General features: G+C 63.3%; 28 protein-coding genes. 15 read left to right on the top strand and 13 right to left on the bottom strand.

Annotated features, from left to right (window positions below):
• Positions 1 to 33: 33 nt before the first annotated feature.
• Complete coding sequence (locus BMG00_RS04440) at positions 34 to 897, bottom strand: MurR/RpiR family transcriptional regulator (RefSeq protein ID WP_245794949.1); 864 nt, start codon at positions 895 to 897, stop codon at positions 34 to 36.
• A 141-nt stretch (positions 898 to 1,038) separates the two neighbouring features.
• Here BMG00_RS04440 and BMG00_RS04435 point away from each other — a divergent pair, with 141 nt between their 5' ends.
• Both BMG00_RS04435 and BMG00_RS04430 read left to right on the top strand, forming a co-directional pair.
• Positions 1,039 to 2,361 carry an aspartate aminotransferase family protein gene (locus BMG00_RS04435; RefSeq protein WP_078573496.1) on the top strand — a complete coding sequence of 441 codons (1,323 nt, stop codon included), beginning with the start codon at positions 1,039 to 1,041 and terminating at the stop codon, positions 2,359 to 2,361.
• Complete coding sequence (locus BMG00_RS04430; RefSeq protein ID WP_078573495.1) at positions 2,358 to 3,110, top strand: beta-keto acid cleavage family enzyme; 753 nt, start codon at positions 2,358 to 2,360, stop codon at positions 3,108 to 3,110. Before BMG00_RS04435 ends, BMG00_RS04430 begins: the two co-directional genes overlap by 4 nt.
• Here BMG00_RS04430 and BMG00_RS04425 read toward each other — a convergent pair.
• From BMG00_RS04425 to BMG00_RS04405, 5 genes are read right to left on the bottom strand one after another with little or no spacing between them, the layout of a single operon-like run.
• A complete protein-coding gene (locus BMG00_RS04425; protein ID WP_078573494.1) occupies positions 3,107 to 4,528 on the bottom strand; it encodes a dihydrolipoyl dehydrogenase in 1,422 nt (473 codons plus the stop codon). The genes BMG00_RS04430 and BMG00_RS04425 overlap by 4 nt on opposite strands.
• 33 nt (positions 4,529 to 4,561) lie before the next feature.
• Positions 4,562 to 5,305, bottom strand: coding sequence for a glycosyltransferase family 2 protein (locus BMG00_RS04420; RefSeq protein WP_078573493.1), 744 nt, complete (start codon positions 5,303 to 5,305; stop codon positions 4,562 to 4,564).
• Positions 5,302 to 5,877: a DedA family protein gene (locus BMG00_RS04415; protein ID WP_078573492.1), complete on the bottom strand. Its 576-nt coding sequence runs from the start codon at positions 5,875 to 5,877 to the stop codon at positions 5,302 to 5,304. Before BMG00_RS04415 ends, BMG00_RS04420 begins: the two co-directional genes overlap by 4 nt.
• 4 nt (positions 5,878 to 5,881) lie before the next feature.
• Entirely contained in the window at positions 5,882 to 7,018 is a 1,137-nt protein-coding gene (locus BMG00_RS04410) for a ceramide glucosyltransferase (protein ID WP_078574246.1), read from the bottom strand.
• Positions 7,015 to 7,833, bottom strand: a complete 819-nt coding sequence (locus BMG00_RS04405) for a UDP-2,3-diacylglucosamine diphosphatase (protein WP_075777168.1) — start codon at positions 7,831 to 7,833, stop codon at positions 7,015 to 7,017. Before BMG00_RS04405 ends, BMG00_RS04410 begins: the two co-directional genes overlap by 4 nt.
• A 323-nt stretch (positions 7,834 to 8,156) precedes the next feature.
• Here BMG00_RS04405 and uraH point away from each other — a divergent pair, with 323 nt between their 5' ends.
• The 8 genes from uraH (at position 8,157) to BMG00_RS04365 (ending at position 14,610) form a co-directional block, all read left to right on the top strand.
• Positions 8,157 to 8,513 (top strand): hydroxyisourate hydrolase, encoded by a 357-nt coding sequence (gene uraH / locus BMG00_RS04400; RefSeq protein ID WP_078524800.1) that lies wholly within the window; start codon positions 8,157 to 8,159, stop codon positions 8,511 to 8,513.
• Positions 8,514 to 8,638: 125 nt separating this feature from the next.
• On the top strand, positions 8,639 to 9,916 hold the full coding sequence (locus tag BMG00_RS04395; protein ID WP_078573491.1) for a urate hydroxylase PuuD: 1,278 nt from the start codon (positions 8,639 to 8,641) through the stop codon (positions 9,914 to 9,916).
• A 142-nt stretch (positions 9,917 to 10,058) separates the two neighbouring features.
• Positions 10,059 to 10,688 carry an ATP-dependent Clp protease proteolytic subunit gene (locus BMG00_RS04390; RefSeq protein WP_038072301.1) on the top strand — a complete coding sequence of 210 codons (630 nt, stop codon included), beginning with the start codon at positions 10,059 to 10,061 and terminating at the stop codon, positions 10,686 to 10,688.
• 116 nt (positions 10,689 to 10,804) lie between these two features.
• Positions 10,805 to 12,070 (top strand): ATP-dependent Clp protease ATP-binding subunit ClpX, encoded by a 1,266-nt coding sequence (gene clpX / locus BMG00_RS04385; protein ID WP_078524796.1) that lies wholly within the window; start codon positions 10,805 to 10,807, stop codon positions 12,068 to 12,070.
• 116 nt (positions 12,071 to 12,186) lie between these two features.
• On the top strand, positions 12,187 to 13,296 hold the full coding sequence (locus tag BMG00_RS04380) for an acyltransferase family protein (RefSeq protein ID WP_078573490.1): 1,110 nt from the start codon (positions 12,187 to 12,189) through the stop codon (positions 13,294 to 13,296).
• A gap of 46 nt (positions 13,297 to 13,342) precedes the next feature.
• The gene (locus tag BMG00_RS04375; RefSeq protein WP_078524792.1) at positions 13,343 to 13,717 is read left to right on the top strand and encodes an NADH:ubiquinone oxidoreductase subunit NDUFA12; all 375 of its coding nucleotides are present in this window, start codon (positions 13,343 to 13,345) and stop codon (positions 13,715 to 13,717) included.
• Between the two features lie 12 nt (positions 13,718 to 13,729).
• On the top strand, positions 13,730 to 14,200 hold the full coding sequence (mlaD, locus tag BMG00_RS04370; RefSeq protein WP_078524790.1) for an outer membrane lipid asymmetry maintenance protein MlaD: 471 nt from the start codon (positions 13,730 to 13,732) through the stop codon (positions 14,198 to 14,200).
• Positions 14,197 to 14,610, top strand: a complete 414-nt coding sequence (locus BMG00_RS04365; RefSeq protein ID WP_245794948.1) for a DUF2155 domain-containing protein — start codon at positions 14,197 to 14,199, stop codon at positions 14,608 to 14,610. The genes mlaD and BMG00_RS04365 overlap by 4 nt, the downstream gene beginning before the upstream one ends.
• Here BMG00_RS04365 and aat read toward each other — a convergent pair.
• Positions 14,574 to 15,212 carry a leucyl/phenylalanyl-tRNA--protein transferase gene (gene aat, locus BMG00_RS04360; RefSeq protein WP_078573489.1) on the bottom strand — a complete coding sequence of 213 codons (639 nt, stop codon included), beginning with the start codon at positions 15,210 to 15,212 and terminating at the stop codon, positions 14,574 to 14,576. The two genes, BMG00_RS04365 and aat, sit on opposite strands and share 37 nt — an antisense overlap.
• 71 nt (positions 15,213 to 15,283) lie before the next feature.
• Between aat and BMG00_RS04355 the strand changes: the two genes are divergently transcribed.
• A complete protein-coding gene (locus BMG00_RS04355) occupies positions 15,284 to 15,994 on the top strand; it encodes a class I SAM-dependent methyltransferase (RefSeq protein ID WP_078573488.1) in 711 nt (236 codons plus the stop codon).
• A gap of 45 nt (positions 15,995 to 16,039) precedes the next feature.
• Here BMG00_RS04355 and accC read toward each other — a convergent pair whose 3' ends face one another.
• Positions 16,040 to 17,383, bottom strand: a complete 1,344-nt coding sequence (gene accC, locus BMG00_RS04350) for an acetyl-CoA carboxylase biotin carboxylase subunit (protein WP_078524784.1) — start codon at positions 17,381 to 17,383, stop codon at positions 16,040 to 16,042.
• Between the two features lie 10 nt (positions 17,384 to 17,393).
• Positions 17,394 to 17,897 (bottom strand): acetyl-CoA carboxylase biotin carboxyl carrier protein, encoded by a 504-nt coding sequence (gene accB / locus BMG00_RS04345; protein ID WP_078524782.1) that lies wholly within the window; start codon positions 17,895 to 17,897, stop codon positions 17,394 to 17,396.
• Positions 17,898 to 18,186: 289 nt separating this feature from the next.
• On the opposite strand from accB, the gene BMG00_RS04340 reads away from it, so the two are divergent.
• Together BMG00_RS04340 and preA are read left to right on the top strand one after the other, a co-directional pair.
• Entirely contained in the window at positions 18,187 to 19,530 is a 1,344-nt protein-coding gene (locus tag BMG00_RS04340; protein WP_078573487.1) for an NAD(P)-dependent oxidoreductase, read from the top strand.
• 3 nt (positions 19,531 to 19,533) lie between these two features.
• Entirely contained in the window at positions 19,534 to 20,832 is a 1,299-nt protein-coding gene (gene preA / locus BMG00_RS04335) for an NAD-dependent dihydropyrimidine dehydrogenase subunit PreA (RefSeq protein WP_078524778.1), read from the top strand.
• Between the two features lie 10 nt (positions 20,833 to 20,842).
• Here the strand turns inward: preA and BMG00_RS04330 are convergent, their stop codons facing one another.
• Both BMG00_RS04330 and BMG00_RS04325 read right to left on the bottom strand, forming a co-directional pair.
• Positions 20,843 to 21,391: a hypothetical protein gene (locus BMG00_RS04330; RefSeq protein ID WP_078573486.1), complete on the bottom strand. Its 549-nt coding sequence runs from the start codon at positions 21,389 to 21,391 to the stop codon at positions 20,843 to 20,845.
• 121 nt (positions 21,392 to 21,512) lie between these two features.
• The gene (locus tag BMG00_RS04325) at positions 21,513 to 22,166 is read right to left on the bottom strand and encodes a TetR family transcriptional regulator C-terminal domain-containing protein (protein ID WP_425443995.1); all 654 of its coding nucleotides are present in this window, start codon (positions 22,164 to 22,166) and stop codon (positions 21,513 to 21,515) included.
• A gap of 194 nt (positions 22,167 to 22,360) precedes the next feature.
• On the opposite strand from BMG00_RS04325, the gene aptA reads away from it, so the two are divergent.
• Positions 22,361 to 23,686, top strand: coding sequence for an omega-aminotransferase AptA (aptA, locus tag BMG00_RS04320; protein WP_078573485.1), 1,326 nt, complete (start codon positions 22,361 to 22,363; stop codon positions 23,684 to 23,686).
• Between the two features lie 245 nt (positions 23,687 to 23,931).
• Here aptA and BMG00_RS04315 read toward each other — a convergent pair whose 3' ends face one another.
• Entirely contained in the window at positions 23,932 to 24,513 is a 582-nt protein-coding gene (locus tag BMG00_RS04315) for a VOC family protein (RefSeq protein ID WP_078573484.1), read from the bottom strand.
• A gap of 165 nt (positions 24,514 to 24,678) precedes the next feature.
• On the opposite strand from BMG00_RS04315, the gene BMG00_RS04310 reads away from it, so the two are divergent.
• Positions 24,679 to 25,461, top strand: a complete 783-nt coding sequence (locus BMG00_RS04310) for a hypothetical protein (RefSeq protein ID WP_078573483.1) — start codon at positions 24,679 to 24,681, stop codon at positions 25,459 to 25,461.
• On the opposite strand, the gene BMG00_RS04305 is transcribed toward BMG00_RS04310, so the two are convergent.
• A complete protein-coding gene (locus tag BMG00_RS04305) occupies positions 25,458 to 26,126 on the bottom strand; it encodes a TetR/AcrR family transcriptional regulator (protein WP_078524767.1) in 669 nt (222 codons plus the stop codon). The genes BMG00_RS04310 and BMG00_RS04305 overlap by 4 nt on opposite strands.
• Positions 26,127 to 26,158 lie beyond the last annotated feature (32 nt).

Below are 26,158 nucleotides of genomic sequence, written 5' to 3'. Positions count from 1 at the left end.
CGTTTTGGGTCTTGGGTTACGGTCGCGCCGTGGTCAGCGGGCGTAGACTTCCTCGAGAAGCCTGTTGCGCCTCTCGACCTCGGCGATCCGTTCGGTTGCGCGGGGCCCCGCGCGTTTCGCCACCAGCGCCAGAATTGCTTCGAGCAGGAACAGCGTGGCGACGTAACTCGTGTAGAAATGCGGGCTGTCGGTGGGGACGATGAAGACCTCGTCCGCAGCGTGCAGCGCCGGACAGCTGCGGCTGTCGGTGATCAGTGTAACATGGGCGCCTTGCTCATGCGCGTGAATCGCGCCCCGGATCGAGGAGCGTGCGAAGGGCGGTTTGGTGATGACCAGAACCGCATCGCGTTCGTCGAGCCCGGCAAGGGTCGAGCCCAACGATGCCCCCGAGCGCGCCGCAAGCTCCCAGTTGTCGCCCAGGAAATTGGCGATATAGGCGGTATATTCAGCGATGCCGGTGGAGCCGAGCGCCCCCAGCAGGACCACACGCCGCGCCTTGGCGAGACGATCGGCCACCGCCTCGAGCCGACCGGGTTCGATCATGCCCGCGAGGGCCGCGATATTCGCCTGGCTGGCAGCGGCATAGCGGTTGAGAAATCCCTTGTCGGGTGCGGAGACGTCCTTTTGCAGGCGGTCGGCCCGATCGGCGAAGGGCAGAACGCGCCGTCCGATCTGGTCGCGCATCACCTCGCGCAGCTCTTCGAAATTCTCGTAGCCGAGCGCATGGGCGAGGCGGGTGAAGGTGGCCGGGGCAAGTTTCGAATCGGCTGCAAGCGTGCGCAGCGAGCGCGTCGCGATGTTCACAGGATTGTCCGCAATATAATCTCCCGCCTCACGCAATCGCGTGGACAGGGTTCCATATTGTGCGGCCAGACGCTGTTCGAAGCTGCCGGTCAATGTTCCTCCCCAGGTTCCATCACCAGTTATCGCGTTGGAGTGACCGTTTCATTTGTTTCATATATTGTCAACTCGTAAAACATATGTTTCACCTTGTGGTCAGCGATCCTCACGCTTTCTTGTCCCGAAGGAGGGACCGACATGAGCCATGTATTTCCGCGTCATACGAAGTCCAATCCGCCCTTGGCCGTTAAGGGCGAGGGCGTCTACATCTTCGATTCCAACGGGAAGCGTTATCTCGACGGATCGGGCGGCGCTGCGGTCTCCTGCCTCGGTCACTCTGACGCCGACGTGATCTCGGCGATCAAGAACCAGATCGACGCTATCGCCTTCGCGCATACCGGTTTCTTCACCTCCGAGCCCGCCGAGCGGCTGGCCGATCGGCTCATCGCTCACGCGCCGGGGAGCCTCGATCGCGTCTATTTTACCTCCGGGGGATCGGAGGCCGTGGAGAGCGCGCTGAAGATGGCGCGGCAATATTTCGTGGAGAAGGGTGAGCCGAGCCGGTCGCATTTCATCGCGCGTCGCCAGTCCTATCACGGCAACACCTTGGGTGCGCTGGCTGCGGGCGGCAACGAATGGCGCCGCGCGCAGTTCAACCCGCTTCTGATCGATGTGAGCCATATCGCGCCCGTGCATGAATACCGTTGGCGCGAAGAGGGCGAGACCTCCGAAAAGTACGGTCTGCGCGTCGCCAATGAGCTGGAGGCGGAAATCCAGCGCCTCGGGGCCGAGAATGTCATCGGGTTCATTGCCGAGCCTATCGTGGGCGCGACGATGGGTGCGGTGCCGCCGGTGCCGGGCTACTTCAAGCGCATCCGCGAGATTTGCGACCAATACGGCATCCTCTTGATCCTCGACGAGGTGATGTGCGGCATGGGCCGGACCGGCACCCTGTTCGCCTGTGAACAGGACGGGATCGCGCCCGATATCGTCACCATCGCGAAGGGGCTCGGCGCGGGTTACCAGCCCATCGGCGCGGCGCTCTGTACCGCCGAGATCTACGACGCTTTCGTCAACGGCTCGGGCTTCTTCCAGCACGGTCATACCTATATCGGCCACCCGACCGCGACCGCCGCCGGCGATGCGGTGGTGAAGAAACTCACCGAGGGCGGCATGGTCGCGCGCGCGGCGCAGCAGGGCGAAAAGCTCGACGCGGCATTGCGCGAGGCTTTCGGCCAGCATCCCCATATCGGTGATATCCGCGGGCGCGGCATGTTCCGCGGGCTCGAGATCGTGGCTGACCGCGCCACGAAGGCGCCGATGGACCCGGCCAAGGCGGTGAACAAGAAGCTCAAGGCAGCGGCCTTCGAGGCCGGGCTGATCTGCTACCCGATGGGCGGCACGATCGACGGGCGGCGGGGCGATCACATCCTGCTCGCGCCGCCCTTCATCATCAGTGACGACCAGATCGGCGAACTGGTGGACAAGCTCGGCATCGCGATCCGGGGTGTGCTGGGATGAGCCTGCCGCGCATCATGGTCGCGCCGAACGGGGCGACCAAGACCAAGGTCGATCACCCGGCGCTGCCGATCTCCCTCGACGAGATCACCAAGACTGCGCTGGCGTGCCAAGCCGCAGGGGCAGGGGCGTTGCACCTGCATCTGCGCGACGATGCCGAGGGGCATCTGCTGGATACCGGAGCTTACCGCGAGGCGCTGGCCCATCTGCGACCGCGCTTGGGCGACATGGCGGTCCAGATCACGACCGAGGCATCGGGGCGCTACGAGCCGGGCCATCAGCGTTATGTGGCGCTGAATTCGGGTGCGGAGATGGTCTCGGTCTCGACCCGCGAGATGCTGCGCGATCCCGAGCCGCTGGCCACGAAATTCTTCGAAGAGGCGGCCGAGCGCGGCGTCAGGGTCCAGCATATCCTCTACTCGCGCGAGGATGCTGAGGCGCTGACCCGCGTGCTGCCCGATCGCCTGCTGCAGGATCCGGGGCTGCAACTGATCTTCGTGATGGGCCGCTATGTCGAGGGGCAGGTTTCTACCCCCGCGATGCTCGACCCGTTCCTGAGCTGGATGCAGGCCGAGGCGATCACCCCCGATTGGGCGATCTGCGCCTTCGGTCAGGGGGAAACAGCCTGTCTTCGCAATGCGTTGGAGAAAGGCGGCAAGGCGCGGGTCGGGTTCGAGAATTCGCTCGTGATGGAAGACGGCAGCACAGCGCGCGACAATGCCGCGCGCGTGGCCGCCATCGCAGCCCTTTAATCGAGCGCCGGATGCCCCGTCTCGGGGCAATCGGCCAGATCGGAGCGTCCCGGATCGGGCAGCTCTTTCGCGATCTGGCGCAGCGCGCCGCGCAGGCCCTCTTCGAGAACGGGATGGTAGAAGGGCATCGCCAGCATGTCATGCACATCCATCCCCGCCTGGATCGCGAGGCCGAAGAGATGGGCGAAATGCTCGCCCGCAGGCAGGACCATCTCGGTCCCGAGAAGCTTCCCGCTACCGGCTTCGGCGTAGGTGCGGATCATCCCGTGGGCTGTCTCGGCCATCCGCGCGCGCGGCTGTTTCGAGAAATCGGCGGCCCCGATTACGATTTCCTGCCCCTCTAATTCCTTGAAGGTCTTGCCCACGCGCACGGCATTCGGCGCGCTGAAGGCAATCGCGAGCGAGGTGCGGCGGCAATAGGCGGTGTCGCTGGCAGCGAGCGCGTTGCGGCCCGCGATATGACCCTCGTCGGCGGCCTCGTGCAGGATCGGACGGATGCCGTTCGCGTCGCCCGCCATGAAGACCGGCAGATCGCCGATACGCATCGTGCGGGGATCGACCTCGGGCATGCCGCGATCGCTGAGGGGCACGCCGAGGCTCTCAAGTCCCAGACCCGCGATATTGGGTTTGCGCCCCATCGCGGCCAGCACCGCATCGGCCTCGAAACTCACCCCGTCACCGCCCTTCACGATCAGGCAGCTGTCGCCTTCGGAAATCTCGGCGCCCGCGCCCAGATGCAGCGGCAGCTCGGCGGCGATGCGTTCGCGCAGCACCGCGCCCACTTCCGGATCGGTCATGCCCGCGATCGTGTCGAGCGCGTCGAACCCATGCACCTCGATCCCGAGCCGCGCCATCGCCTGCGCCAGCTCAACCCCGATCGCGCCCATGCCGATCACCGCGATGCGCCGCGGCAGGTCGGGCAATTCGAAGAGCGTGTCGGTCGTCAGAATGCGGTTGCCGAACGCCTCCCACGGCTTGGGAAGCACGGGGGATGACCCGGTGGCAAGGATGATCGCATCGGCCGTCACCTCGCCATGCCCCTCGATCTCGACCCGGTTCGGCCCGAGCAGCTTTGCGCGCGCCGAGATCGCCTTGTCGCCAAGGTTGTCGGGGATCGACCGGGGCGAGCGGGTGAAGCCGTCGCGCATCCGGCGCACGCGCTCCATCAGGGCGGGGATGTCGATGCTCAGCCCGTCTGCCCCGCCGATCCCGAAGGCTTCAAAATCGTGACGGCGGTGATAGGCATTGGCAGCCTCGATCAGAACCTTGGAGGGCATGCAGCCGCGCGCGGCGCAGGTCGTGCCCCAATCGCCCGCATTCACGATAAGGAAATCCTCGGTCTCGCGGCGCACTTCGCGCAGGGCCGAGATCCCGGCCGAGCCGGAGCCGATGATGACGACGCGTTTATGTTGGGACATGGGGCCTCCGATCTCTCTCTCGGAGCGAACCCGTCAGCGCGGCATCCGTTCCGCTTGTGTGCGCAGGGTGGGATGTGTGCTCGCCCGCACCCGCAAAGCTCTCATTGTCATGATTTGGACCAGAGCGCGATGCGGCGCAATGGTGCGGAAGATATCGCGCATCATCCTTGCATCGGCCGCCAGCCCCGCGCGCCAGTTCCCGAGCTTGGCCGATTTCATCGGGCTGTCGACGCCGGGCCAATGCACGACGGCGATGCGCGCGCGGTCCGCGATCCAGAGACGGTTCATGAAGACTTCCAGCCCGAAGCGGGGCAGGGCGTTCAGCGCGTCGAGGCGCGTCGCCAGCATCTCGCGGGGGATCACCCGCTCTCCCGAGATGTAGTCGAGCCCGATCGCCCGCCATGTGCGTGGCGCGTTCCGGCGCAGGCTGATCGTGACATCGGCCTGACCACTGGTCACAGGTGCGATCAGCGCGCCGAGATCGCCATGGGTCAGCCCCAGAAGATCGCTGTCGAGCAGCATCAGATGCGACCCCGTAGCCTCGGCGATCCCGGCTGCCACGGCGGCGGTCTTGCCGCCATTCTGTGCCTGACGCAGCACGCGCAGATGCGGATAGGCGTCCCGGTAGCCTTCGGCGATCTCGGGCGTGCCATCGCGCGAACCGTCGTCGATCACGATCACTTCGGCAATCTGCGGATGCCCCAGCACGCGATCCAGCACCGCCCCGATCCGCGGTGCCTCGTTATAGGCGGGAATGATGCAGCTGATCGTGGTCATCCGTGCTGCCTCTTGCGTCGAAAGAACCAGATCGTGGCTCCGAACAGGATCAGCACCAGCAGAATGATCGACCCCTTGGTGAGCCAACTGTCGATCTTGCCGTAATAGGAACCCAGCCAATAGCCGAGCGCGACGAAGGCGAGCGATTTCGGGATCGTCGCGATCAGGTTGGTCAGCGTGAAGAGCCAGATATTCATCCGCGCGACCCCGGCCGCAACCAGAACCGGCGCGCCTGCCGAGTGGGTCCATTTTCCGAAGAGCAGCGTCTTCACACCCTTGTTCTGGAAATGCCGCCCCGCACTGACGAGGCGCGCGCGGTTCAGCCCCAGCTTGTCGCGCCAGCGTTTGGGCATCCGGTTCAGGCCCCATCGGCCCAGCGAATAAAGCCCCACATCGCCCACAACGTCGGCGAGGATCACGATGACCGAGACCGACCAGACCGAGAACAGGTTCTGGCTCGCGAGCCATGCGGCGATCACCGTCACGATCGGGCCTTCGAGCACCGCGATCGGCGCGATCACGGCCAGCCCGTGTTTCGCCATCAATGCGGTTAGGGTCTCGAGGCCGATCATCGGATCACTCCGCTGCCGGGACGTCGCGGGTGACCTCGCGATGCGACATGTCATTGCCGCGCCAGTTGAAGTCGCGCCCGAACCAGGTCTTGACCCAGAGCGCCGGCAGCATCGCGTCGCGAATGACGAAGGCGGCGATGTCGCGCGCGCTGGCAGGCCAGCCCGCGATGCGCGCCAGAACGACTTCGGCGCCGTACCAGAGCGCGGCCAGAAGCGGCAGTGCGATCCAGGGAAGGGCGCCGAGTGCCGCCAGAGCGATCGCGCTCAGGAAGGGCAGGAACGGACCTTGCGCGATCTCTGCTGCGAAGATCGCGACAAACCCGTCGCGACGCACCTTGGACCAGCGCAGCTGACGATCCCAGACCGCGCGCGCCGAGCGTTCACCGATCGGCTGGGCGAAAAGATGACGCGTTAGGCGGACTTTCAGCCCTTGGCGGCGCACGAGCTTGGTCGAGGCCACGTCCTCGGCCATGTTGCGCCCGAGCGCTTCGAAGCCGCCACCCGCCATCAGGATATCGCGCCGCCAGAAAAGAGATTTGCCCTGCGCAAAGCCAAGTCCGATCATGTCGGCTGCCACCTGCCAGCGCGCCTGATTGGTGTTGAGGAAAGCCGCCTCGACCGATCCCCAGAGGTTGCCGGGCCTCTCGGCGACGGGAGGGGCCGAGACGAGCCCGGTACCCGGGCGCCATTCGGCCAGCAGCCGCTGCAGGTAGTCGCGCGGCAGCATCAGATTGCTGTCGGCCATCGCGAGCCACTCCGCCTCCGTCGCCGCCAGCCCCTTGTGCAGGTTGTTGAGTTTTGGATTTGCCGAGACCGGATCAAGGCCGGTTAGCAGGCGCGCGCGCACGTGGGGATGCTCGGCGATCAGGCGGCGGACCAGCGCACAGGCCGGGTCACGCTCGGAGGGGGCGCAGAAAATCACTTCGTAATCGGGGTAATCGAGCGTGAACGAGGAGGCCAAAGTCTCTGCGTCAAAGGGATCGAGCCCGCAGACCGGACGCATGAGCGCCACGAAAGGCAGATCGTCGGGTACCGGTTTGGGGGGCTGTGCTTCGCGCCACGCGGTCATCACGGCGCTCAAGAGATGCGCGGCGAGGGTGAGGCCCAGAAGGGCTGCGAGAAGAGTCACAAGGATCGTCATACGGGCACCTTCGCGACGGCGGGCGTCGCGCTCTGAACCGAAACCGGGGCGCGCTGCGCGCTCCATTGCAGAAGTTGCAGCGCTCCGGTGTGATCTTCCGCCAGCGCGGTCAGGCTGTCTACCCAGTCGCCGCAATTCGCATAGGTCAGCCCGCTCGTCGCTCGCAATGCGGGCTTGTGTGAATGGCCGCAGATGATGCCGTCGACCTTGGCGCTTTCGGCGAGCGCGATGAGGCGTTTCTCATAGCCGCCCCCGCGTGCGAGCAGATGGTTCACGCCCGAGATCGCGAGCAGGATCAGGCTGCGTTCGGTCTCGCTCCGGCCCAGCCTGCGCCGAAGCCAGGAATCGATGCCGCGAAAGAGCGCGTCCATCCGGCTGCCAAAGCGAGTCATCACGTGCCAGCGCAGGATCCGCGCGTCGCATTGGTCGCCATGCAGTACGAGGTAGCGCTGCCCGTCTGCGCCGATATGGATCTCGGTTTCGGACAGTTCGAAATTGAGGAAGTTCATTCCGGGTGCGCGCATCGGCGCATCATGGTTGCCCGGCAGATAGACGATGCGCGTCCCTGAGGCGGCTTGAGCTTCGAGGACCTCGATGATCTCGCTGTGCTTGGCATCCCACTGCACCTGCCCGCCATGCCACAGATCGAGAATGTCGCCCACGAGGTAGATCGTTTCCGCCTCGACCCTGCGCAGAAATTCGAGGATCGGGCCGGGGCTGCATCCGCGCGCGCCGAGATGGAAATCGGATAGGAACAGGCTGCGGAACTGTTGTGGGGGGCGCAGGCTGGTGGATCGGTCTTGCGGGAGGGTCATGTCGCGTCTCCGGTTACGGCGCTTTGGGCTCGAAGCGCCCGCCCGGGGCGCGGGTAGGTGTCGGATGCGAGAGGGTGGCGAAGCGATCAGCCTGTGCCATGGGAACTCTTCAATTCTTTTCTTCTGCTGCGCATCGCCCCTGTGCGTGACGCGGATGTGACGACTGCATGAAACTCCTATGTCACGTAAACCCTGTAGAGATGCGATCAACCGCAGGGTGCTGTAACAGAAAGCAAATTCCGGTGATCGCGCGATATCTTGCGGTCGGGTGCCTGCGGACGCATAGTGGTTGAGAGTTGCATGACGGCCAAAGGAGAGCGGTGATGGCGGGATATCTGACGACACATGTGCTCGACACGGCGCGGGGTTGCCCCGCCGAGGGGCTCCGCATCGCTCTTTACGCGATCAAGGGGCAACGTCGCGAACTGATCGCGGAAACCGCCACCAATTCCGACGGGCGCACCGATACGCCGATCCTGCCGGCGGACTGTTTCGCCACCGGCACCTACGAGCTGATCTTCGCTGCGGGCGACTATCTGCGCGCCAGCGGGCAGGCGGGCGAGGAGCCGCTTTTTCTCGACGAGATCCCGATCCGCTTCGGCATGTCCGATCCGCAGGCGCATTACCACGTGCCGCTTCTGCTCTCGCCCTACAGTTTCTCGACCTATCGGGGCAGCTGAAAGCGCCGGCAGACGCGCTCTGCCTCGATTTTGGGCGACCGGGTAAATTTCAGGCTTTTCCGTCGCGCCATCGCTTGCGCTCGGACAAAGCTTGGGAAACTCTGGCGCAAACCGGGGGATGACCGATGGACTACACGTTTTGGCTGGAATGGGCGCAATTCGCGGTGCGCTGGCTGCACCTGATCACCGCGATCGCGTGGATCGGGTCTTCCTTCTATTTCATCGCGCTTGATCTGGGCCTTGCGCCCGAACCCGGTGCGCCCAAGGGCGTGAACGGGGCCGCATGGCAGGTTCATGGCGGCGGCTTCTACCACATCCAGAAATACATGGTCGCCCCCGAGCGGATGCCCGACCGGCTCACCTGGTTCAAATGGGAAAGCTACATGACCTGGGTGTCGGGCTTTGCCATGCTGGTCCTGCTCTATTGGGCGGGGGCGCAATTCTACCTGATCGACCCGCGGGTGATGGAGATGCCGGTCTGGGCGGGCATCCTGATCTCGGCAGGATCGCTCACGATCGGCTGGCTGTTCTATGATTGGCTGTGCAAGTCGCGCTTCGGGGTGGACAACAACAAGCTGATGATCGGGCTGTTCCTGCTGCTCGTCCTGATGAGCTGGGGCTACACGCAGGTCTTCACCGGGAGGGCCGCGCTCTTGCATATGGGCGCCTTCACCGCGACGATCATGACAGCCAATGTCTTCTTCATCATCATGCCGAACCAGCGCATCGTGGTGGCCGATCTCAAGGCGGGCCGCACGCCCGATCCGAAATACGGCAAGATCGCCAAGCAGCGCTCGACGCATAACAACTACCTGACGCTGCCGGTCATCTTCCTGATGCTCTCGAACCATTACCCGTTGGCATTCGCGAGCGAATACAACTGGCTGATCTGCTCGCTGGTGTTCCTGATGGGCGTGACGATCCGGCATTTCTTCAACACCCATCACGCCCACAAGGGCAATCCGTGGTGGACCTGGGGTGTGACCGCTTTGCTGTTTTTGGCGATCATCTGGCTGTCCTCGATTCCGAAACCCGATGCGGGTGAGGATGCGGAAGACAGCGCGATGCTTACCCCATACGAGCAGCGCTTCGCAGAGGCGCCGGGCTTTCAGGATGTGAGCGACATCGTGCTCGGGCGGTGCTCGATGTGCCATGCGAGCGAGCCGGGCTTCGAGGGAATCGGGCGTGCGCCGAAAGGCATCCACCTCGAGACACCGCGCGAGGTCGCAGCCGCCGCGCGCCTGATCTATGTGCAGGCCGGGCTGACCGATGCGATGCCGCCCGCGAATCTCTCCTATATGGAGCCTCAAGAGCGCGCCGCGATCCGGGCGTGGTATCGCGCGGGCGCGGTGGGCGAACGCGTGCAGGCCTCTGCTGGCAAGGGCGAGGATACGCAAGGTTGAGCGGGCAATGCGCTCTACGTCTTTCGTCGGGTCGGACAGGTTCCTTGCCCGCGCGCCCTTGAAGCTCCCGAGCGGCCTCACTAAGACTTCTGTAAAGAACTGACGATATGAATTCCGCGCAAGACCAGGAAGGGCACCGCAGATGAAAGATCCCCACGAGTTTTACATGAACACGCTGGTGCCGATGGTGGTCGAGCAGACCTCGCGCGGCGAGCGGGCCTACGACATCTATTCGCGCCTCCTGAAGGAGCGGATCATCTTTCTGTCGGGCCCGGTGCATGACGGCATGTCGACGCTGATCTGCGCCCAGCTTCTCTTCCTCGAGGCCGAGAACCCGAAGAAAGAGATCGCGATGTATATCAACTCGCCGGGCGGCGTGGTGACCTCGGGCCTCTCGATCTACGACACGATGCAATACATCAAGCCCAAGGTCTCGACGCTGGTGATCGGGCAGGCGGCCTCGATGGGCTCGCTGCTGCTGACCGCGGGCGAAAAGGGGATGCGCTTCTCGCTCCCGAACAGCCGCGTCATGGTCCACCAACCCTCGGGCGGCTATCAGGGTCAGGCGACGGATATCATGATCCACGCCCGCGAAACCGAGAAGCTCAAGCGCCGCCTGAACGAGATCTACGTCAAGCATACCGGCAACGATTACGACACGATCGAGGCCGGGCTGGAACGCGACAACTTCATGTCCGCGCAAGAAGCGAAGGACTGGGGCCTGATCGACGAGATCCTCGAAAGCCGCGGCGGCGAAGACGGCGAAAAGTGATCTCCCTGCTTAACCGCCGGGTGATTTTGACATTGAGGTGACGGTTGGCCTGTCCTACTCTTACAAAGACAGGCCAAATCACGAAGCCCGGGCGACCGGGCAGGCAGAGGTAATAGATGGCGAACTCGAACGGCTCCGACAGCAAGAACACGCTTTACTGCTCGTTCTGCGGCAAAAGCCAGCATGAGGTGCGCAAGCTGATCGCGGGTCCGACCGTGTTCATCTGCGACGAATGCGTCGAGCTGTGCATGGACATCATCCGCGAGGAAACGAAATCGGCCGGTCTCAAATCGACCGACGGCGTGCCGACCCCGCGCGATATCTGCAAGGTGCTCGACGATTACGTGATCGGTCAGGAACACGCCAAGCGCGTGCTCTCGGTGGCGGTGCACAATCACTACAAGCGCCTCAACCACGGTACCAAGACCGATATCGAACTGGCGAAATCGAACATCCTGCTGATCGGCCCGACCGGCTGCGGCAAGACGCTTCTGGCGCAGACCTTGGCGCGCATCCTCGATGTGCCCTTCACGATGGCCGATGCAACCACGCTGACCGAGGCCGGTTACGTGGGCGAGGATGTGGAGAACATCATCCTCAAGCTTCTGCAGGCTTCGGAATACAACGTCGAGCGCGCGCAGCGCGGCATCGTCTATATCGACGAGGTCGACAAGATCACGCGCAAGTCCGACAACCCCTCGATCACCCGCGACGTCTCGGGTGAGGGCGTGCAGCAGGCTCTGCTGAAGATCATGGAAGGCACCGTGGCAAGCGTCCCGCCGCAGGGCGGCCGCAAGCATCCTCAGCAGGAATTCCTGCAGGTGGACACCACGAATATCCTCTTTATCTGCGGCGGCGCGTTTGCGGGCCTCGACCGGATCATCGCGCAGCGCGGCAAGGGCTCCGCGATCGGCTTCGGCGCGGATGTGAAGGACAATGACGAACGTGGCGTGGGGGAACTCTTCAAAGAGCTTGAACCTGAGGACCTGCTGAAGTTCGGCCTGATCCCGGAATTCGTCGGCCGTCTTCCGGTGATCGCGACGCTGACCGATCTCGATGCCGAAGCGCTGGTCACCATCCTGACCGAGCCGAAGAACGCATTGGTCAAGCAATACCAGCGCCTCTTCGAGATCGAGGATGTGAAACTGAGCTTCACCGACGACGCGCTCACCGCGATCGCCAAGAAGGCGATCGAACGCAAGACCGGCGCGCGCGGCCTGCGCTCGATCATGGAAGACATCCTGCTCGACACGATGTTCGAACTTCCCGGCATGGAAGAGGTCGAAGAGGTCGTCGTCAATGAGGAGGCCGTGACGCAGGCGGAAGCCAAGCCGCTTCTGATCTATGCCGAGGCCAAGAAAGAAGGCAAATCCGCCAGCTGACCAGCGCGGATAGGCACGGAATAAAGGGGCGGGCGATGGCTCGCCCCTTTCGTTTTGCTCAAATCGCTTCCTGAAAAACGCGCGATCGGCTAGGGATCGATCAACACGACCCACAGATGGGCATGACGATGAGGCAGAATTTCGCGCCTTTGGCGGCGGAGCATTCAAATAATCTCAATCTTATCAGGTTGATCGCAGCCCTGAGCGTATTGGTGTCGCACGCCTGGCCCATTACGCTCGGCCCGGGAGCTGTCGAGCCGCTCGAGGCCCTGACAGGGTTCAGTCTCGGCGCACTTTCCGTCTTCACGTTTTTCGCAATTTCGGGGTTCCTGATTTCTGCGAGTTTCGAGCGTTCCGATGGACTCTGGACCTATCTACGGGCGCGCGCCGCGCGAATTTATCCTGGGTTGATCGTCTCGATTGCTCTCGTCACACTTGGGCTGGGGCCGATTTTCTCAACTTTGCCTGTGCCGTCGTATTTCGCGGCGAGCGAAACCTGGCAAGCGTTCTTCGGCAATTCGAGCTTGCTGCGTCTTCACTATCACCTGCCGGGCGTGTTCGAAGACACGCCCTACAAAACCGTGCAGGGATCGCTCTGGACGCTGCCGGTCGAGATGCGTCTCTATGTCGTTGTCGCGCTCCTGGGGCTCCTTGGAATGTTTCGCAGGCCGGTCTTGCTTGCTCTCACCTGCGGCTTGGGGCTGCTGGTGGTTTCCTTCAGCGGTTCGCTCGAATTTCGCGGCGCCCACGCTCTTCGTTCGCTGTGGTATCCGGGGCTTCCGTTCTTTCTGGGCATGGCGATGTATCTCGCGCGCAATCGGCTTCCAGCTTCGTCGATCATCGCTTTCGCTTTGGTTCTCGTCTCCGTGCTCTGTGCGCATGGTCCTTTGGGCTATGTGACCATGGCTCTCGCGGTTTCGTATGCGGTGCTTTACTTGGCCGGGCGCGAGTCGGGGCCGTTGCGCCTTTGGAACCAGGTCGGAGATTACTCTTACGGAACCTATATTTACGCCTTTCCCGTGCAGGGGATGGTGATTGCGCTTTGGGGTGGTATGAGCCCGGTTGAGAATATCGCGATTTCGGCGCCGATTACGCTGGGGCTTGCGGTCTTGTCGTGGCACTGGGTCGAACGTCCCGCAATGCGCGCCATTCGTCGCCGAGGCCAGGTGAAGCCGCAGATTTCCACGCCGAGCGCATCGTCAGGGCACCTGAGCACTGGACCTTGACGCGCTGTTGGATATAACAGGCGGGACGCATTGCGGAGGTTGTCCCATGAAGTTTCTGCTTCGAATTCTCACCTGGTGGAACGGTCAGACCCTTGGCACTCAGGTGTTCACCGCGCGCAAAGGCGTGAAAGTGGGCGAGGATGAACAGGGCAACATCTATTACCAGACCCGCGACGGCAAGAAGCGCTGGGTGATCTACAACGGCGAGAGCGAGGCAAGCCGCATTCCGCCGGATTGGCATGGCTGGATTCATTTCACCTATGACGAGCCGCCGACCGACAAGCCGCTGGCTCACAAGCCCTGGGAAAAGCCGCATCACGAGAATTACACCGGCACCGAGGCTGCCTATGTGCCGCCGGGCTCGATCCGTCTGGCTCACCCGGTGGAGCGCCGCGATTACGAGGCTTGGCAGCCCGAATAAGGCAGGCGCGCGATGAGCGAAAATCGCACCGAAATCCTCACTGGCGCCTTGGTGCTGGTCGTCGCCTTGGGCTTTCTGGTCTGGGCAGGCAAGGGAATCGGTCTGGGTCCGGACGGCGGCAGCTATCCTTTGCACGCGTCGTTCCGCTCGGTCGGCGGGATCGTTCCGGGCACCGATGTGCGCCTTGCAGGTGTCAAGGTGGGCACCGTCACGGATGTGAAGCTCAACCCCCAGACCTTCTTTGCCGACACGACGATCTCGGTGCGTGATGGTGTGGAGCTGCCCGAGGATACGGTGATAGCCGTGACGCAGGATGGTCTCTTGGGGTCGAACTATATCGAGCTGATCCCGGGCGGCGCGATGGACAATCTCAAGCCGGGCGACGAGATCCTCGATACGCAGAGCGCGGTCTCGGTCCTGAACCTCATGATGAAATTCGCGGGCGGCGGCAGCAACGGCGGCGAAGGGGAGAGCGCGCAATGATCCGAGTTTTGGCCTTTGCGCTTGCGATGTTGCCGATGGTTGCGGGGGCACAGGAGATGCTGCCCGATGCGACGCCGGACGACCAGATCCCGGTGGATGAGCCCGCGAAGGGGCTTGCCGATGGGACCGGTGCGATGCTGCGCGGGCTCGACAAGGTGTCGGGTGTCAGCTCGGATATCTCGCTCAATGTCGGTCAGAGTGTCGATTACGGCTTCATCACGATCAGCCTGCGCGAATGCCGCTATCCGGCCGATGACCCCTCGTCGGATGCTTATGCGTTCGTGACCGTCACCGAGAAAGGCAAGCCGCAGCCCGATTTTTCCGGCTGGATGATCGCTTCTAGCCCCGCGCTCTCGGCACTCGATCATCCGCGCTACGACGTCTGGGTCATTCGCTGCAAGAGCGAGTGAGGGCCCGGCAGCTCCGGCGCATCGAAATCCGCTTCCTGACGCAAGGCGCGTGCCAGCCGCGCGCGATAGTCGGCACGCGGAATTTCGACGGCGCCGAGGCTTGCGAGATGCGGGGTGATATATTGCGTGTCGAACAGCGAGAAGCCCGCCTGCCGTAACCGATCCACGAGATAGGCCAACGCGGTTTTCGACGCATTGGTGCGGCGAGAGAACATGCTCTCGCCGAAGAACGCCCCGCCAAGGGTGATCCCGAAGATACCGCCTGCGAGGTCGCCGTCTTGCCAGACCTCGAGACTGTGCGCGAACCCTGGCGCGTGGAGCTGGTCGTAGAGCGCGAAGAGCGGCCCGTTGATCCATGTCTCGTCGCGATCGGCGCAGCCCTCTACGACAGCGCGAAAAGCCCGGTTTGTTGAAATAGTGTAATTTCCGCGGCGAATATGTTTCGCAAGAGACCGCGAAATGTGGAAATTCTCCAAGGGTACGATGCCCCGCATCGCCGGATCGAACCAGTGCAGCTGCGGGTTTTCCCGACTTTCCGCCATCGGAAAGATGCCTTGCGCATAGCCTGCAAGCAGAAGTTCCGCGCTCAACCTGTCCGTCATTTTCTTGCCCGGTTCTCCCGTTACGCCTAGGCTCCGCGCCAAGATGAACCAGAGCAGAGCCAAGCGCAAACATGGGTTTCTATGATTTTCTTCCCGAGATCGGGCGCTATGCCGAGGATCCTGGCACGGTCGAGCGGATGAACCTGCGACACAGGATGATCATCAAGCCTCTCGAGGCGGAGATCGAGGGCAAGCGTGTGCTCGATCTGGCCGCGCATGACGGGCGTTGGGCCTATGCCTTTGCGGCTGCGGGCGCGCGTGAGGTGATCGGCATTGAAGGCCGGCAGGAGTTGATCGACCGGTTCGAGGAATTCCCCCGCGCCCATCTGCTCGAAAAGGTAAAGCTCGTCTGCGACGACATCTATGACGGCATGCAAAAGCTGATCGATGCGGGCGAGAAATTCGATGTCGTGGGGGTGCTGGGCATCCTTTACCACGTGATGGATCACTTCCGCCTGTTCCAGCTGGTGCGCAAGCTCGGCCCCGAGCTTGTCATCGTGGACAGCGAGTTCGCGCAGCGTCCCGGGCCGGTGATCCTGCTCATGCGCGAGCGCACCGATAACGAACTGAACTCGATCCCGCAGATCGAGGGACAGGAGAAGGCGCTGATCGGCATTCCGTCCTTCCCGGCGATGGAGGCGATGGCCGATGTGCTCGATTACGATTGTCATTGGCTCGATTGGGATCAGATCGGGCCGGGAAAGCGTCGCCACATCGGCGATTACTACCGTCCGGCCGATCAGGCGAAGCGACGCGGCACCTGCCTTCTGACACCGAAATGAAAAACGCCCCCGAAACCGAGGGCGTTTTTGTAACTTTGGAACCGATCAGAGGTTCTTTTCGAGCCACTTCTCCAGCCAGTGGATCGAGTAGTTCCCCGACTGGATATCCGGCTCTTGCAAAAGCGCATTGAAGAGCGGAACGGTCGTATCCACCCCGTCCACGATCAGCTCGCCAAGTGCGCGGTGGAGGCGCTGGAGCGCCTCGTGGCGGTCGCGACCGTGCACGATCAGCTTGCCGATGAGGCTGTCGTAATAGGGCGGGATCGTGTAGCCGTCGTAAAGCGCGCTATCCATCCGCACGCCAAGGCCGCCCGGTGCGTGGTAATGGGTGATCTTGCCCGGGCAGGGCGCGAAATTCGGCAGCTTCTCGGCATTGATCCGCACTTCGATCGCGTGACCGCGGATCGAGAGCTTGTCCTGCTCGAACTCCATCGGCTCTCCGGCGGCAACCTTGATCTGCTGGCGCACGAGATCGACGCCGAAGATCGCCTCGGTGACGGGGTGTTCGACCTGAAGGCGGGTGTTCATCTCGATGAAATAGAACTCGCCATCCTCATAGAGGAACTCGATCGTGCCCGCGCCCGAATAGCCCAGTTCGCCGATCGCCTTGGCGCAGATGCCGCCGATGCGGGCGCGCTCTTCGGGCGTGATGCAGGGGCCGGGAGCTTCTTCGAAGACCTTCTGGTGGCGGCGCTGGAGCGAGCAGTCGCGCTCGCCCAGATGGACACCGCGCCCCTTGCCGTCGCCGAAGACCTGGATCTCGATGTGACGCGGTCTCTGGAGATACTTCTCGATATAGACCTCGTCATTGCCGAAGGCGGCTTTCGCCTCGGACCGCGCGGTGCGGAAGGCAACCTCGATGTCCTCTTCCGATTTCGCGACCTTCATGCCGCGCCCGCCGCCGCCGGCGGTGGCCTTGATGATCACGGGATAGCCCATCTCGGCCGCGACCTTGCGCGCGGTCTCGATGTCGGGGACGCCGCCATCCGAGCCCGGAACGACCGGGATGCCCAGGCTCTTCGCGGTTTCCTTGGCGGTGATCTTGTCGCCCATCAGCCGGATATGCTCGGCCGAGGGGCCGATGAAGGTGATGCCGTGATCTTCGAGAACCTGCACGAAGGCGGCATTCTCGGAAAGGAAGCCGTAGCCCGGGTGGATCGCTTGCGCGCCCGTGATCTCGCAGGCCGCAACGATGGCGGGGATCGAGAGATAGGATTGCGCCGAGCTGTTGGGGCCGATGCAGACCGATTCATCGGCCATGCGCACATGCATCGCATCCGAGTCGGCGGTGGAATGGACCGCAACGCTCGCGATCCCCATCTCGCGGCAGGCACGGATCACACGCAGCGCGATCTCGCCCCGGTTGGCGATCAGGATCTTGTCGAACATGGTGGCCCCCTTATTCGACGATCATCAGGGTCGTGCCGTATTCGACCGGCTGGCCGTCATCGACGAGGATCCGCTTCACCGTGCCAGATTTCGGCGCGGGGATGTGGTTCATGGTCTTCATCGCTTCGACGATCATCAGCGTCTGGCCTTCCTTGACCTGATCGCCGACTTTCACGAAGGCGGATGCGCCCGGCTCGGGCGAGAGATAGGCGGTGCCGACCATCGGCGAGGCGACAGCGCCGGGGTGGTTCGCCGGATCTTCGGCCGCGACCGGGCCGGGCTGTTCGGGGGCGGGAGCTTGCGCGAAAGGAGCTGCATGGGCGACTGGAGCAGGCGCGGCTGCGGCGGGTGCTGCGGCGTGCACGATGTTGGTCTGCTTCGACACCCGTACTTTCAGGCTGTCATCTTGCGCGTAATCACGGGTCACCGCGATCTCGGTCAGATCGTTGGCGTTGAGAAGCTCGGCCAGGGCCTGGATGAAGGCCACGTCATTGTCACGGGTGTTCTTGGTCATGCGGTCCTCGAAGGGTGCTTTTGATGATGGCCCGTTCTGCGGGGCCTTGTGGATCGGAGGGTTTATACGCGAGGTCACGCGCGGTGAAAAGGCGGATCGGCTGTCGTTGCGTCATGGACTCGCAATCTCGTGACTGCCCGAAAGTTTGGCGCTCGAGGGGTTTCGTGCTCAACTTCCGGGCAGGGCGCCCGAAAAAATCGGTCGCCGCGGCGCGGCATATTTTACCACTTGATAAAATTCAATCCTGTGTCAGCGTGGAAACAACGAAAAACTGACAGGGAGCCCGCAAGTGTCCACCAGCCAGCTCACCGAAGGGATCGTGCCCGGACGGCTCGACCCGGAAAGCTATTGCTCCAACTTCGCCGATCATGCGCCGCCCCTGAGCGCGCAAGAGGCCCGTATCGCGGCTGATCGCTGCTATTTCTGCCATGACGCGCCCTGCATGGAGGCGTGCCCGACCACGATCGACGTGCCGCTCTTCATCCGGCAGATCGCGACGGGGACTCCCGAGGCAGCGGCCAAAACGATCTTCGCGCAGAACATCCTCGGCGGCATGTGCGCCCGCGTCTGCCCGACCGAAAATCTCTGCGAAGGCTCCTGCGTGCGCATGGATGCGGAAGGCGAGCCGGTCGAGATCGGCGCGCTTCAGCGCTTCGCGACCGACACGCTCATGGCGAAACAAAGCCATCCCTTCGCCCGCGCCGAGCGCTCGGGCAAATCGGTGGCGGTGGTCGGTGCCGGACCTGCGGGGCTGGCCTGCGCGCATCGCCTTGCGATGAAGGGCCATGAGGTCACGATCTATGATGCGCACGCCAAACCGGGTGGGCTCAATGAATACGGTATCGCCAGCTACAAGGCGCCGGGCGGTTTCGCTCAGGCCGAGGTCGATTGGCTGATGCAGATCGGCGGGATCAAGCTGGTCGAGAACTGGCAGCTGGGCCGCGAAGGTGATGGCGATCTGGCCGAACTGCTGGGCGATTTCGATGCGGTCTTTCTTGGCATGGGGCTTTCGGGCGTGAACGCGCTGCGCCTTGAGGGTGAGGACAAGGACGGCATCCGTCCGGCGACCGAATTCATCGCCGAGCTGCGTCAGGCCTCCGATCTGGCCGAGCTGCCGATCGGGCGCGACGTGGTGGTGATCGGCGGCGGCATGACCGCGGTGGATGCTGCGGTGCAATCGAAGCTGCTGGGCGCGCTCAATGTGAGCCTCGTCTACCGCCGCTCGCGCGCCGAGATGCCCGCGAGCACGGTCGAGCAGGAGCATGCGCTGACCCATGGTGTGACAATCATCGAGAACGCCGCCCCCATCGCCATCCACGGCAATGGCGCGGTGCGCGAGGTCGAATTCGCCTATACGAAGAAGGGGCCGGACGGTCTGGAATTGACCGACGCGACCTTCCGTCTCAGGGCCGATCAGGTCTTCAAGGCGATCGGCCAGACGCTGGGCGACATGCCCGCGCAGGTCGAGATCGCGGGCGGCAAGATCAAGGTGGACGGCACTGGCCGGACCTCGGTTGAGCGTGTCTGGGCCGGGGGCGATTGCACCCATGCCGGCGAAGACCTGACCGTGACGGCGGTTTCGCAGGGGCGCGATGCAGCCGAAGAGATCCACCAATTCCTGATGGAGGGCTGAGAGATGGCCGATCTGACTTCCAATTTCATCGGTATCAAATCCCCCAACCCGTTCTGGCTCGCCTCCGCGCCGCCGACCGACAAGGAATATAACGTCCGCCGCGCCTTCGAGGCCGGTTGGGGCGGGGTCGTATGGAAGACGCTCGGGTCCGAAGGCCCGCCCGTCGTCAACGTCAACGGCCCGCGCTACGGCGCGATCTATGGCGCGGATCGTCGCCTGCTGGGTCTGAACAATATCGAGCTGATCACCGACCGTCCGCTCCAGACCAACCTGCGCGAGATCAAATCGGTCAAGCGCGACTACCCCGACCGGGCGCTGATCGTTTCTCTGATGGTGCCCTGTGACGAGGATAGCTGGAAGGCGATCCTGCCGCTGGTCGAGGAAACAGGTGCCGACGGGATCGAGCTGAACTTCGGTTGCCCGCATGGCATGGCCGAGCGCGGCATGGGCTCGGCGGTGGGGCAGGTGCCCGAATATATCGAGATGGTGACGCGCTGGTGCAAGCAATACACCCGCATGCCGGTGATCGTGAAACTCACGCCCAATATCACCGATATCCGCCGCCCTGCCGAAGCTGCCAAACGCGGCGGGGCGGATGCGGTGTCGCTGATCAACACGATCAACTCGATCACCTCGGTCGATCTGGACGATTTCGCACCCGAGCCCACGATCGACGGCAAGGGCACCCATGGCGGCTATTGCGGCCCGGCGGTGAAGCCGATCGCGCTCAACATGGTGGCCGAGATCGCGCGCAACCCCGAGACGGCGGGCCTGCCGATTTCCGGCATCGGTGGCGTGACCACCTGGCGCGACGCGGCGGAGTTCATGGCGCTTGGCGCGGGCAACGTTCAGGTCTGCACCGCGGCGATGACCTACGGGTTCAAGGTCGTGCAGGAAATGATCTCGGGCCTGTCGGATTACATGGACCGCAAGGGCTTCACCTCGACCTCCGAGCTCGTGGGCCGCGCGGTGCCCAATGTCACCGACTGGCAATATCTCAACCTCAACTACGTCACCAAAGCCGAGATCAATCAGGACGATTGCATCAAATGCGGCCGCTGCTTCGCCGCCTGCGAGGATACCTCGCACCAGGCGATCGCGGTGTCTGATGATCGCGTCTATTCGGTCAAGGACGAGGAATGTGTGGCCTGCAACCTCTGCGTCGATGTTTGCCCGGTGGATTGCATCACCATGCGCAAGCTCGACAAGGGCGAGGTGGACCCGCGTACGGGTGAGACGATCGGCGATTACGCCAATTGGACGACCCATCCGAACAACCCCTCGGCCGCTGCGGCCGAGTAAGGGCAGGGGCCTAGCGCGTCACGTCGAGGTTCGGCGTGGGCAGCGCGGCGACCTGTGACCAGCCCTCTCTAAGCGCGCCGCCCCGATCATCGGGCGGCGCGTCTTTCGTTGCGGTCCCGAGCGCCTCCGTTTCGGGCTGGGCTGCGGCACTCGGGCCAGTTTGTTCTGTCGTCTCTTCATCCTCGGTCGCTTTCGGCTCGATCAGCTCGGGCGCGGCTTTCAATGCGGCGGCCTTCGCCTCGAGCGGCGTCACCTCGAAGGTCGGCAGCGGTCCGGTGAGCGGATCGGGATCGGGTGGCGGCAGGCCTTGCCCGTCCGCTGTGCCGTGCGAGCCGCGCGCCGCCGCGTTCGCGCGCAGTTCGGCCATCGCGCCGAGCGCACGCACCTGTTGCGCATGATCTTGCGGCGTCTGCGTGTCCACATCCGCGCCCATGCCGCCATTCGTATCGGCTGATTTCATTGCAGGCTCCACCGTACTGGCAGGCGCTGTTTTCGGTGTCGCGGCCATTAGCAGCGGCGACCAACCGATCTGGGGCATCAGCCCCGAAATGCGGTCCATCCCCAACTCCGTTTCCAAACACCCCCACGGGAAGCGATTCTGCGCTTCCGAGGTTTATCAAACGTAAAGAGGAGCCGGTTTCGTGCCCGAGGGTTAACAAGGGCCGAAGCGACCTGGTGGGTCAGGGAGTCAGCAAGCGTGTGAAGAGCAACTCGAGGAAGGGCGCAGCCCCTTCGATCGGGTCCTTGCCCGGCCCGAGTACCGCGCGCACCTGCACGTCGAAATCGGCGTAATGCTGCGTGAGCGCCCAGATCGAGAAGATCAGGTGATGCGGATCGACCGGCGCGAGGCGGCCCTGCGCGATCCAGGTGTCGATCACGGCGGCCTTTTCATCCACCAGCGTCTTGAGATCGGTACTCAGCCCAGCACCGATGCGCGGGGCGCCTTGCAGCACCTCGTTGGCGAAGAGACGGCTCTCGCGCGGCATCTCGCGGCTCATTTCGAGCTTGCGGCGCATGTAGCGCATGATTTCCTCGCGGGGCTCTCCCTCGGGATCCATCTTGCGCAAGGGCGCCAGCCAGATATCGAGAAGCCCCGCGAGAAGAGCTTCGTGGATCGCCTCTTTCGAGGGGAAATAATAGAGCACATTGGGTTTGCTAAGGCCCGCCTCGGCCGCGATCTGATCGAGCGTCGCACCGCGAAAGCCATGCGCGGAGAACACCTCCAGGGCGGCCTCGAGGATCTTGCCGCGATTGACCTTCTGGATCCGGGTCAGCGGGCGTTTGCCTTCATCCCCGTCTTCGGTGAAATCCTGCGCGTTCTGTTCTTCGGCCAATGCGTATCTCCTGATGGGCCACCACGGTAACCGATTGCCCAAGGCTTGATCAATCGGATGTGAAGCTTATGGATGGAAAAGCTGCATCGGCAGGCCAAGCTTGACTGGCCTTTTTGCTGTGCTAGCGTGACCCTGACCGATTGGTCAAACTGTTCTTCCCGGCCGGAGCTCCGGCCGCCCGACCGGAGTTAGCCATGGCACTCGACCGCAAGACCCCCAACGACCTGAACGCCTTCTGGATGCCGTTCACCGCGAACCGGCAGTTCAAGAAGAGCCCGCGCATGTTCGTGGGCGCCAAGGATATGCATTACACCACCTCGGACGGGCGCCAGGTGCTCGACGGCACGGCGGGGCTGTGGTGCTGCAACGCGGGCCATTGCCGCCCGAAGATCACCGAAGCGATCCAGAAACAGGCCGCCGAACTGGATTACGCTCCGGCCTTCCAGATGGGCCATCCGGCGGCGTTCGAGCTTGCCAACCGGATCATCGACATCGCGCCCGAGGGCATGGAGCACGTGTTCTACACCAACTCCGGGTCCGAGTCGGTCGAGACCGCGCTGAAACTGGCGATCGCCTATCACCGCGCCCGCGGCGACGGTGCGCGCACCCGCCTGATCGGGCGCGAGCGCGGCTATCACGGCGTGAACTTCGGCGGCATCTCGGTTGGCGGCATCGTGACCAACCGCAAGGTGTTCGGCCCGCTCGTGCCGGGTGTCGACCACATGCCGCACACCCATCTGCCCGACCAGAACGCCTTCACCCGCGGCCAGCCCGAAAACGGCGCCTATCTGGCAGACGAGCTCGAACGTATCGTCGCGCTTCATGGCGCTGAAACCATCGCGGCCGTGATCGTGGAGCCAATGGCGGGTTCGACCGGCGTCCTGCTGCCGCCCAAAGGGTATCTCCAGAAGCTGCGCGAGATCACGAAGAAGCACGGCATCCTGCTGATCTTCGACGAAGTGATCACCGGTTTCGGGCGTCTGGGCGCAGCCTTCGCGGCGCAGCATTATGGCGTGACGCCCGATATCATGACTACCGCCAAGGGCCTGACCAACGGCGTCATCCCGATGGGCGCGGTCCTGACCTCGGCCGAGGTGCATGACGCCTTCATGAACGGCCCCGAGCACATGATCGAGCTGTTCCACGGCTATACCTATTCGGGCAACCCGATCGCGGCCGCCGCTGGGATCGCGACGCTTGAAACCTACAAGGAAGAAGGTCTCTTCGAGCGCGCCGCCGAGCTTGCTCCCTATTGGGAGGACGCGTTGCATTCGCTCAAGGGCACGCGCCATGTGATCGACATCCGCAACGAGGGCCTGATCGGCGCGGTCGAGCTGGAACCGATCGCGGGCGAACCGACGAAGCGTGCCTTCTCGGCTTTCCTGAAGGCTTACGAGAAGGGGATCCTGATCCGCACCACCGGCGACATCATCGCGATGAGCCCGCCGCTGATCATCTCGAAAGAGCAGATCGACCAGCTGATCGGGACGCTGAAAGAGGTTCTCGAAACGATCGATTGATCGAGCTCTCCGAGAGGTTTGAACCGGTCGCGCGAATTGCGCGGCCGGTTTTCTTTTGACGACGTGTCAGTCCGCGAGAGCGGAAAAGATGTTGCGGGCGTGGCCCGATATCGCCGGGCGTCTGGAGCGACCTTTCCTGGCAGGGGCTGGTCGCTCCATTCGAGCCCTGAATTCTGAGGCAGATCTGCGCGCGGCGGCCGTGCACGGCCCTTATCCGCTCCACGTCGGCCCAAAGCCCTATCGTCTCAATACGGGTTCTTCGCGCCTCGATCCGAACTCAGCGTTTGTTGCGAACGGCTTACCAGAAGCTCGATCGCATCCGCCAAATGCTCTTCCCCGATCGCCCGGTCGCCTCGCGCCACTCGGATACGGTGAGCTTCGATCATCACATCTGCATGGGCATGTCCTCGCGGGGGCTCGAACTTGTAGCAGGCAAGCTCGATCAGGAGCCCAAGCGGATCCTTGAAATAGATCGAGTCCATGAAGCCGCGATCCTTCACGCCCGAATGCTTGATGCCGCGCTCATCGAGACGCTTCACCACCTGCCGATGGGTTGCCATCGAGACGTTGAAGGCGATGTGATGCACGCAGCCCGGATCGCTCGGCGTGCGATCATGCACGGGCTTGCGGTTCTCGTCGGTGAAGATGGTGATCAGCCGCCCGTCGCCGGGATCGAAATAGAGATGACCCTCGTTCTCATTATCGAGATTGGGCTGGTCGAAGACAAAGGGCATGCCCAGTACGCCTTCCCAGAAATCGATCGAGCTTTGACGATCCGCTCCGGTCAGCGTGATGTGATGAACCCCTTGGGTCTGCAATTTGCGCATGGTCTCCTCCCGTCTTCGGTGAGGCAAAGGGTAACCCGAAAGGCGATCGAGCCGAAGGCGCAAACCCTGTGCAGACGCGCGCGAAACCTTGCCGAGAGCTTCGCGCCCTCTTGCGGGAGAAAGCCTTGCGCCTATCTTGCGCGAGATTCCCCCGGAGGTGACCCGATGTGGCGTGCCGCGCTGATTCTCTTGCTGATACTGCCCGCGCCCGCGATGGCGGAACTGGTTTCCTGCCAGACGTCGATCCGGGGCAAGACCTATGAGTTCCGCTACGACCCCGGCAATGCGGCGCTCAAGGAGAGCCGGTCGCTGCGCGAGAAGATCTTCGGCGAGAAGGGGGAGGTGAGTTGTCCGGCGCTGGTGACGCTCCGCGCGATCACGCCAGAGCTGAACGATGCGCAGCGTGCACCCTTCTGCCTGCAGTGGGACGCCAAGCGCGAAACCTATCTCGGTTATGACCGGGGTGAACGTGACGCCTACGGGATCTGCCGGAAACCTTCGAAGAGCATCTGCCAGCGGCTGACCGGGAGCGCCGAGACGGCAGGCAAGCTGCGCGACGGCGCGATTGATGCAGCAGGCGGCGCGGTCGGGACGGTGCTTGGTGAAAAGATCGGCGGGATGATCGTCTCCGATCAGGCCGACCGGCTGCAAAAGCGGCTGGTCGATGCCGGGCTGGCAGTTCTGGCCGGGGCCTCGACGCCCGCGCTCGCGGCGACGGCGGTGGTGGTCGGCGGCGCGGTCTATGTCTGCTCCGAAGAAGGGGCGGACGGGGTGGGCGTTCAGGCCGAGCCGATGCCCGAACCTGACAATGGCGCGGAAATCCTCGGCTCTGAACTGCCTGTCACTCATTTGCCGCCCGGTGTGAACGGCGCGCCGCTGCGTCCGGTCGAGACGAAAGACCTGCCAGAGGCGGTTGAGACGGCGCCGGTGCCGGAGGCTGCCGATTAGGTCTCGATAACGCCGATTCCGCGCAAGACGATCTGTTTCACGCTGGTCTTCGCGGCTTCCCATTGCGCATCCGAGAGCGGTTTGCCACCGTTGAGCGTCTCGATCTGATGCGAGAAATCGGCGTAATGCTGGGTCGTGGCCCAAAGCATGTAGAGCAGGTGGCGCGGGTCCACATCCGCCATTTTTCCTTCCGCGATCCAGCGCCGGATGATCGTGGCGCGCCCTTCGGTCCAGTCGCTCAGGGTCGTCTCTAGGTAGTCCTGAATCACCGGTGCGCCGTGCATCACCTCGGACGCCCAGACCTTCGAGCCGTTCGGATGGCGGCGCGAGATCTCCATTTTGGCGTCGATATAGGCACCGATCCCCTCGGCCGGACCCGCCGCCGCGTCAAAGACATCCGCGGCCTCGAGCCAGATGTTGAAAATGCGCTCGACCACGCGGCGATAGAGCGCTTCCTTGGTCTCGAAATAGTAATGGAGATTGGCTTTCGGCAGTCCCGCCATATCCGCGATGAGCTGCATCGTGGCCCCGCCGAACCCGGCTTCGGCAAAGACGGTTTCGGCCGCTTTCAGGATCGCATCTTCCGTCGCCCGGCGGGCTTCGGCCCGGCTTCCACTGGTGTTTCGCCCATTTTTTGTGCGTTTGCCGGTCTCGTTATCTTTCATTCAAAAAGCGTCCTGATTTTTATTGACCGGAT

This window comes from Thioclava marina (assembly GCF_002020135.1).
In the GTDB taxonomy this organism is placed as follows: Bacteria; Pseudomonadota; Alphaproteobacteria; order Rhodobacterales; family Rhodobacteraceae; genus Thioclava; species Thioclava marina.
Note: the sequence above shows the minus strand (reverse complement) of the source record. Positions and strands in the feature narration are given on the sequence as shown.

What these genes read in the sequence shown, in the direction of transcription:
- BMG00_RS04435 (WP_078573496.1), top strand. Translation starts at nt 1,039, where the DNA reads ATGAGCCATGTATTTCCGCGTCATACGAAGTCCAATCCGCCCTTGGCC.
- BMG00_RS04430 (WP_078573495.1), top strand. Translation starts at nt 2,358, where the DNA reads ATGAGCCTGCCGCGCATCATGGTCGCGCCGAACGGGGCGACCAAGACC.
- BMG00_RS04425 (WP_078573494.1), bottom strand. Translation starts at nt 4,528, where the DNA reads ATGTCCCAACATAAACGCGTCGTCATCATCGGCTCCGGCTCGGCCGGG.
- BMG00_RS04420 (WP_078573493.1), bottom strand. Translation starts at nt 5,305, where the DNA reads ATGACCACGATCAGCTGCATCATTCCCGCCTATAACGAGGCACCGCGG.
- BMG00_RS04415 (WP_078573492.1), bottom strand. Translation starts at nt 5,877, where the DNA reads ATGATCGGCCTCGAGACCCTAACCGCATTGATGGCGAAACACGGGCTG.
- BMG00_RS04410 (WP_078574246.1), bottom strand. Translation starts at nt 7,018, where the DNA reads ATGACGATCCTTGTGACTCTTCTCGCAGCCCTTCTGGGCCTCACCCTC.
- BMG00_RS04405 (WP_075777168.1), bottom strand. Translation starts at nt 7,833, where the DNA reads ATGACCCTCCCGCAAGACCGATCCACCAGCCTGCGCCCCCCACAACAG.
- uraH (WP_078524800.1), top strand. Translation starts at nt 8,157, where the DNA reads ATGGCGGGATATCTGACGACACATGTGCTCGACACGGCGCGGGGTTGC.
- BMG00_RS04395 (WP_078573491.1), top strand. Translation starts at nt 8,639, where the DNA reads ATGGACTACACGTTTTGGCTGGAATGGGCGCAATTCGCGGTGCGCTGG.
- BMG00_RS04390 (WP_038072301.1), top strand. Translation starts at nt 10,059, where the DNA reads ATGAAAGATCCCCACGAGTTTTACATGAACACGCTGGTGCCGATGGTG.
- clpX (WP_078524796.1), top strand. Translation starts at nt 10,805, where the DNA reads ATGGCGAACTCGAACGGCTCCGACAGCAAGAACACGCTTTACTGCTCG.
- BMG00_RS04380 (WP_078573490.1), top strand. Translation starts at nt 12,187, where the DNA reads ATGGGCATGACGATGAGGCAGAATTTCGCGCCTTTGGCGGCGGAGCAT.
- BMG00_RS04375 (WP_078524792.1), top strand. Translation starts at nt 13,343, where the DNA reads ATGAAGTTTCTGCTTCGAATTCTCACCTGGTGGAACGGTCAGACCCTT.
- mlaD (WP_078524790.1), top strand. Translation starts at nt 13,730, where the DNA reads ATGAGCGAAAATCGCACCGAAATCCTCACTGGCGCCTTGGTGCTGGTC.
- BMG00_RS04365 (WP_245794948.1), top strand. Translation starts at nt 14,197, where the DNA reads ATGATCCGAGTTTTGGCCTTTGCGCTTGCGATGTTGCCGATGGTTGCG.
- aat (WP_078573489.1), bottom strand. Translation starts at nt 15,212, where the DNA reads ATGACGGACAGGTTGAGCGCGGAACTTCTGCTTGCAGGCTATGCGCAA.
- BMG00_RS04355 (WP_078573488.1), top strand. Translation starts at nt 15,284, where the DNA reads ATGGGTTTCTATGATTTTCTTCCCGAGATCGGGCGCTATGCCGAGGAT.
- accC (WP_078524784.1), bottom strand. Translation starts at nt 17,383, where the DNA reads ATGTTCGACAAGATCCTGATCGCCAACCGGGGCGAGATCGCGCTGCGT.
- accB (WP_078524782.1), bottom strand. Translation starts at nt 17,897, where the DNA reads ATGACCAAGAACACCCGTGACAATGACGTGGCCTTCATCCAGGCCCTG.
- preA (WP_078524778.1), top strand. Translation starts at nt 19,534, where the DNA reads ATGGCCGATCTGACTTCCAATTTCATCGGTATCAAATCCCCCAACCCG.
- BMG00_RS04330 (WP_078573486.1), bottom strand. Translation starts at nt 21,391, where the DNA reads ATGGACCGCATTTCGGGGCTGATGCCCCAGATCGGTTGGTCGCCGCTG.
- aptA (WP_078573485.1), top strand. Translation starts at nt 22,361, where the DNA reads ATGGCACTCGACCGCAAGACCCCCAACGACCTGAACGCCTTCTGGATG.
- BMG00_RS04315 (WP_078573484.1), bottom strand. Translation starts at nt 24,513, where the DNA reads ATGCGCAAATTGCAGACCCAAGGGGTTCATCACATCACGCTGACCGGA.
- BMG00_RS04310 (WP_078573483.1), top strand. Translation starts at nt 24,679, where the DNA reads ATGTGGCGTGCCGCGCTGATTCTCTTGCTGATACTGCCCGCGCCCGCG.
- BMG00_RS04305 (WP_078524767.1), bottom strand. Translation starts at nt 26,126, where the DNA reads ATGAAAGATAACGAGACCGGCAAACGCACAAAAAATGGGCGAAACACC.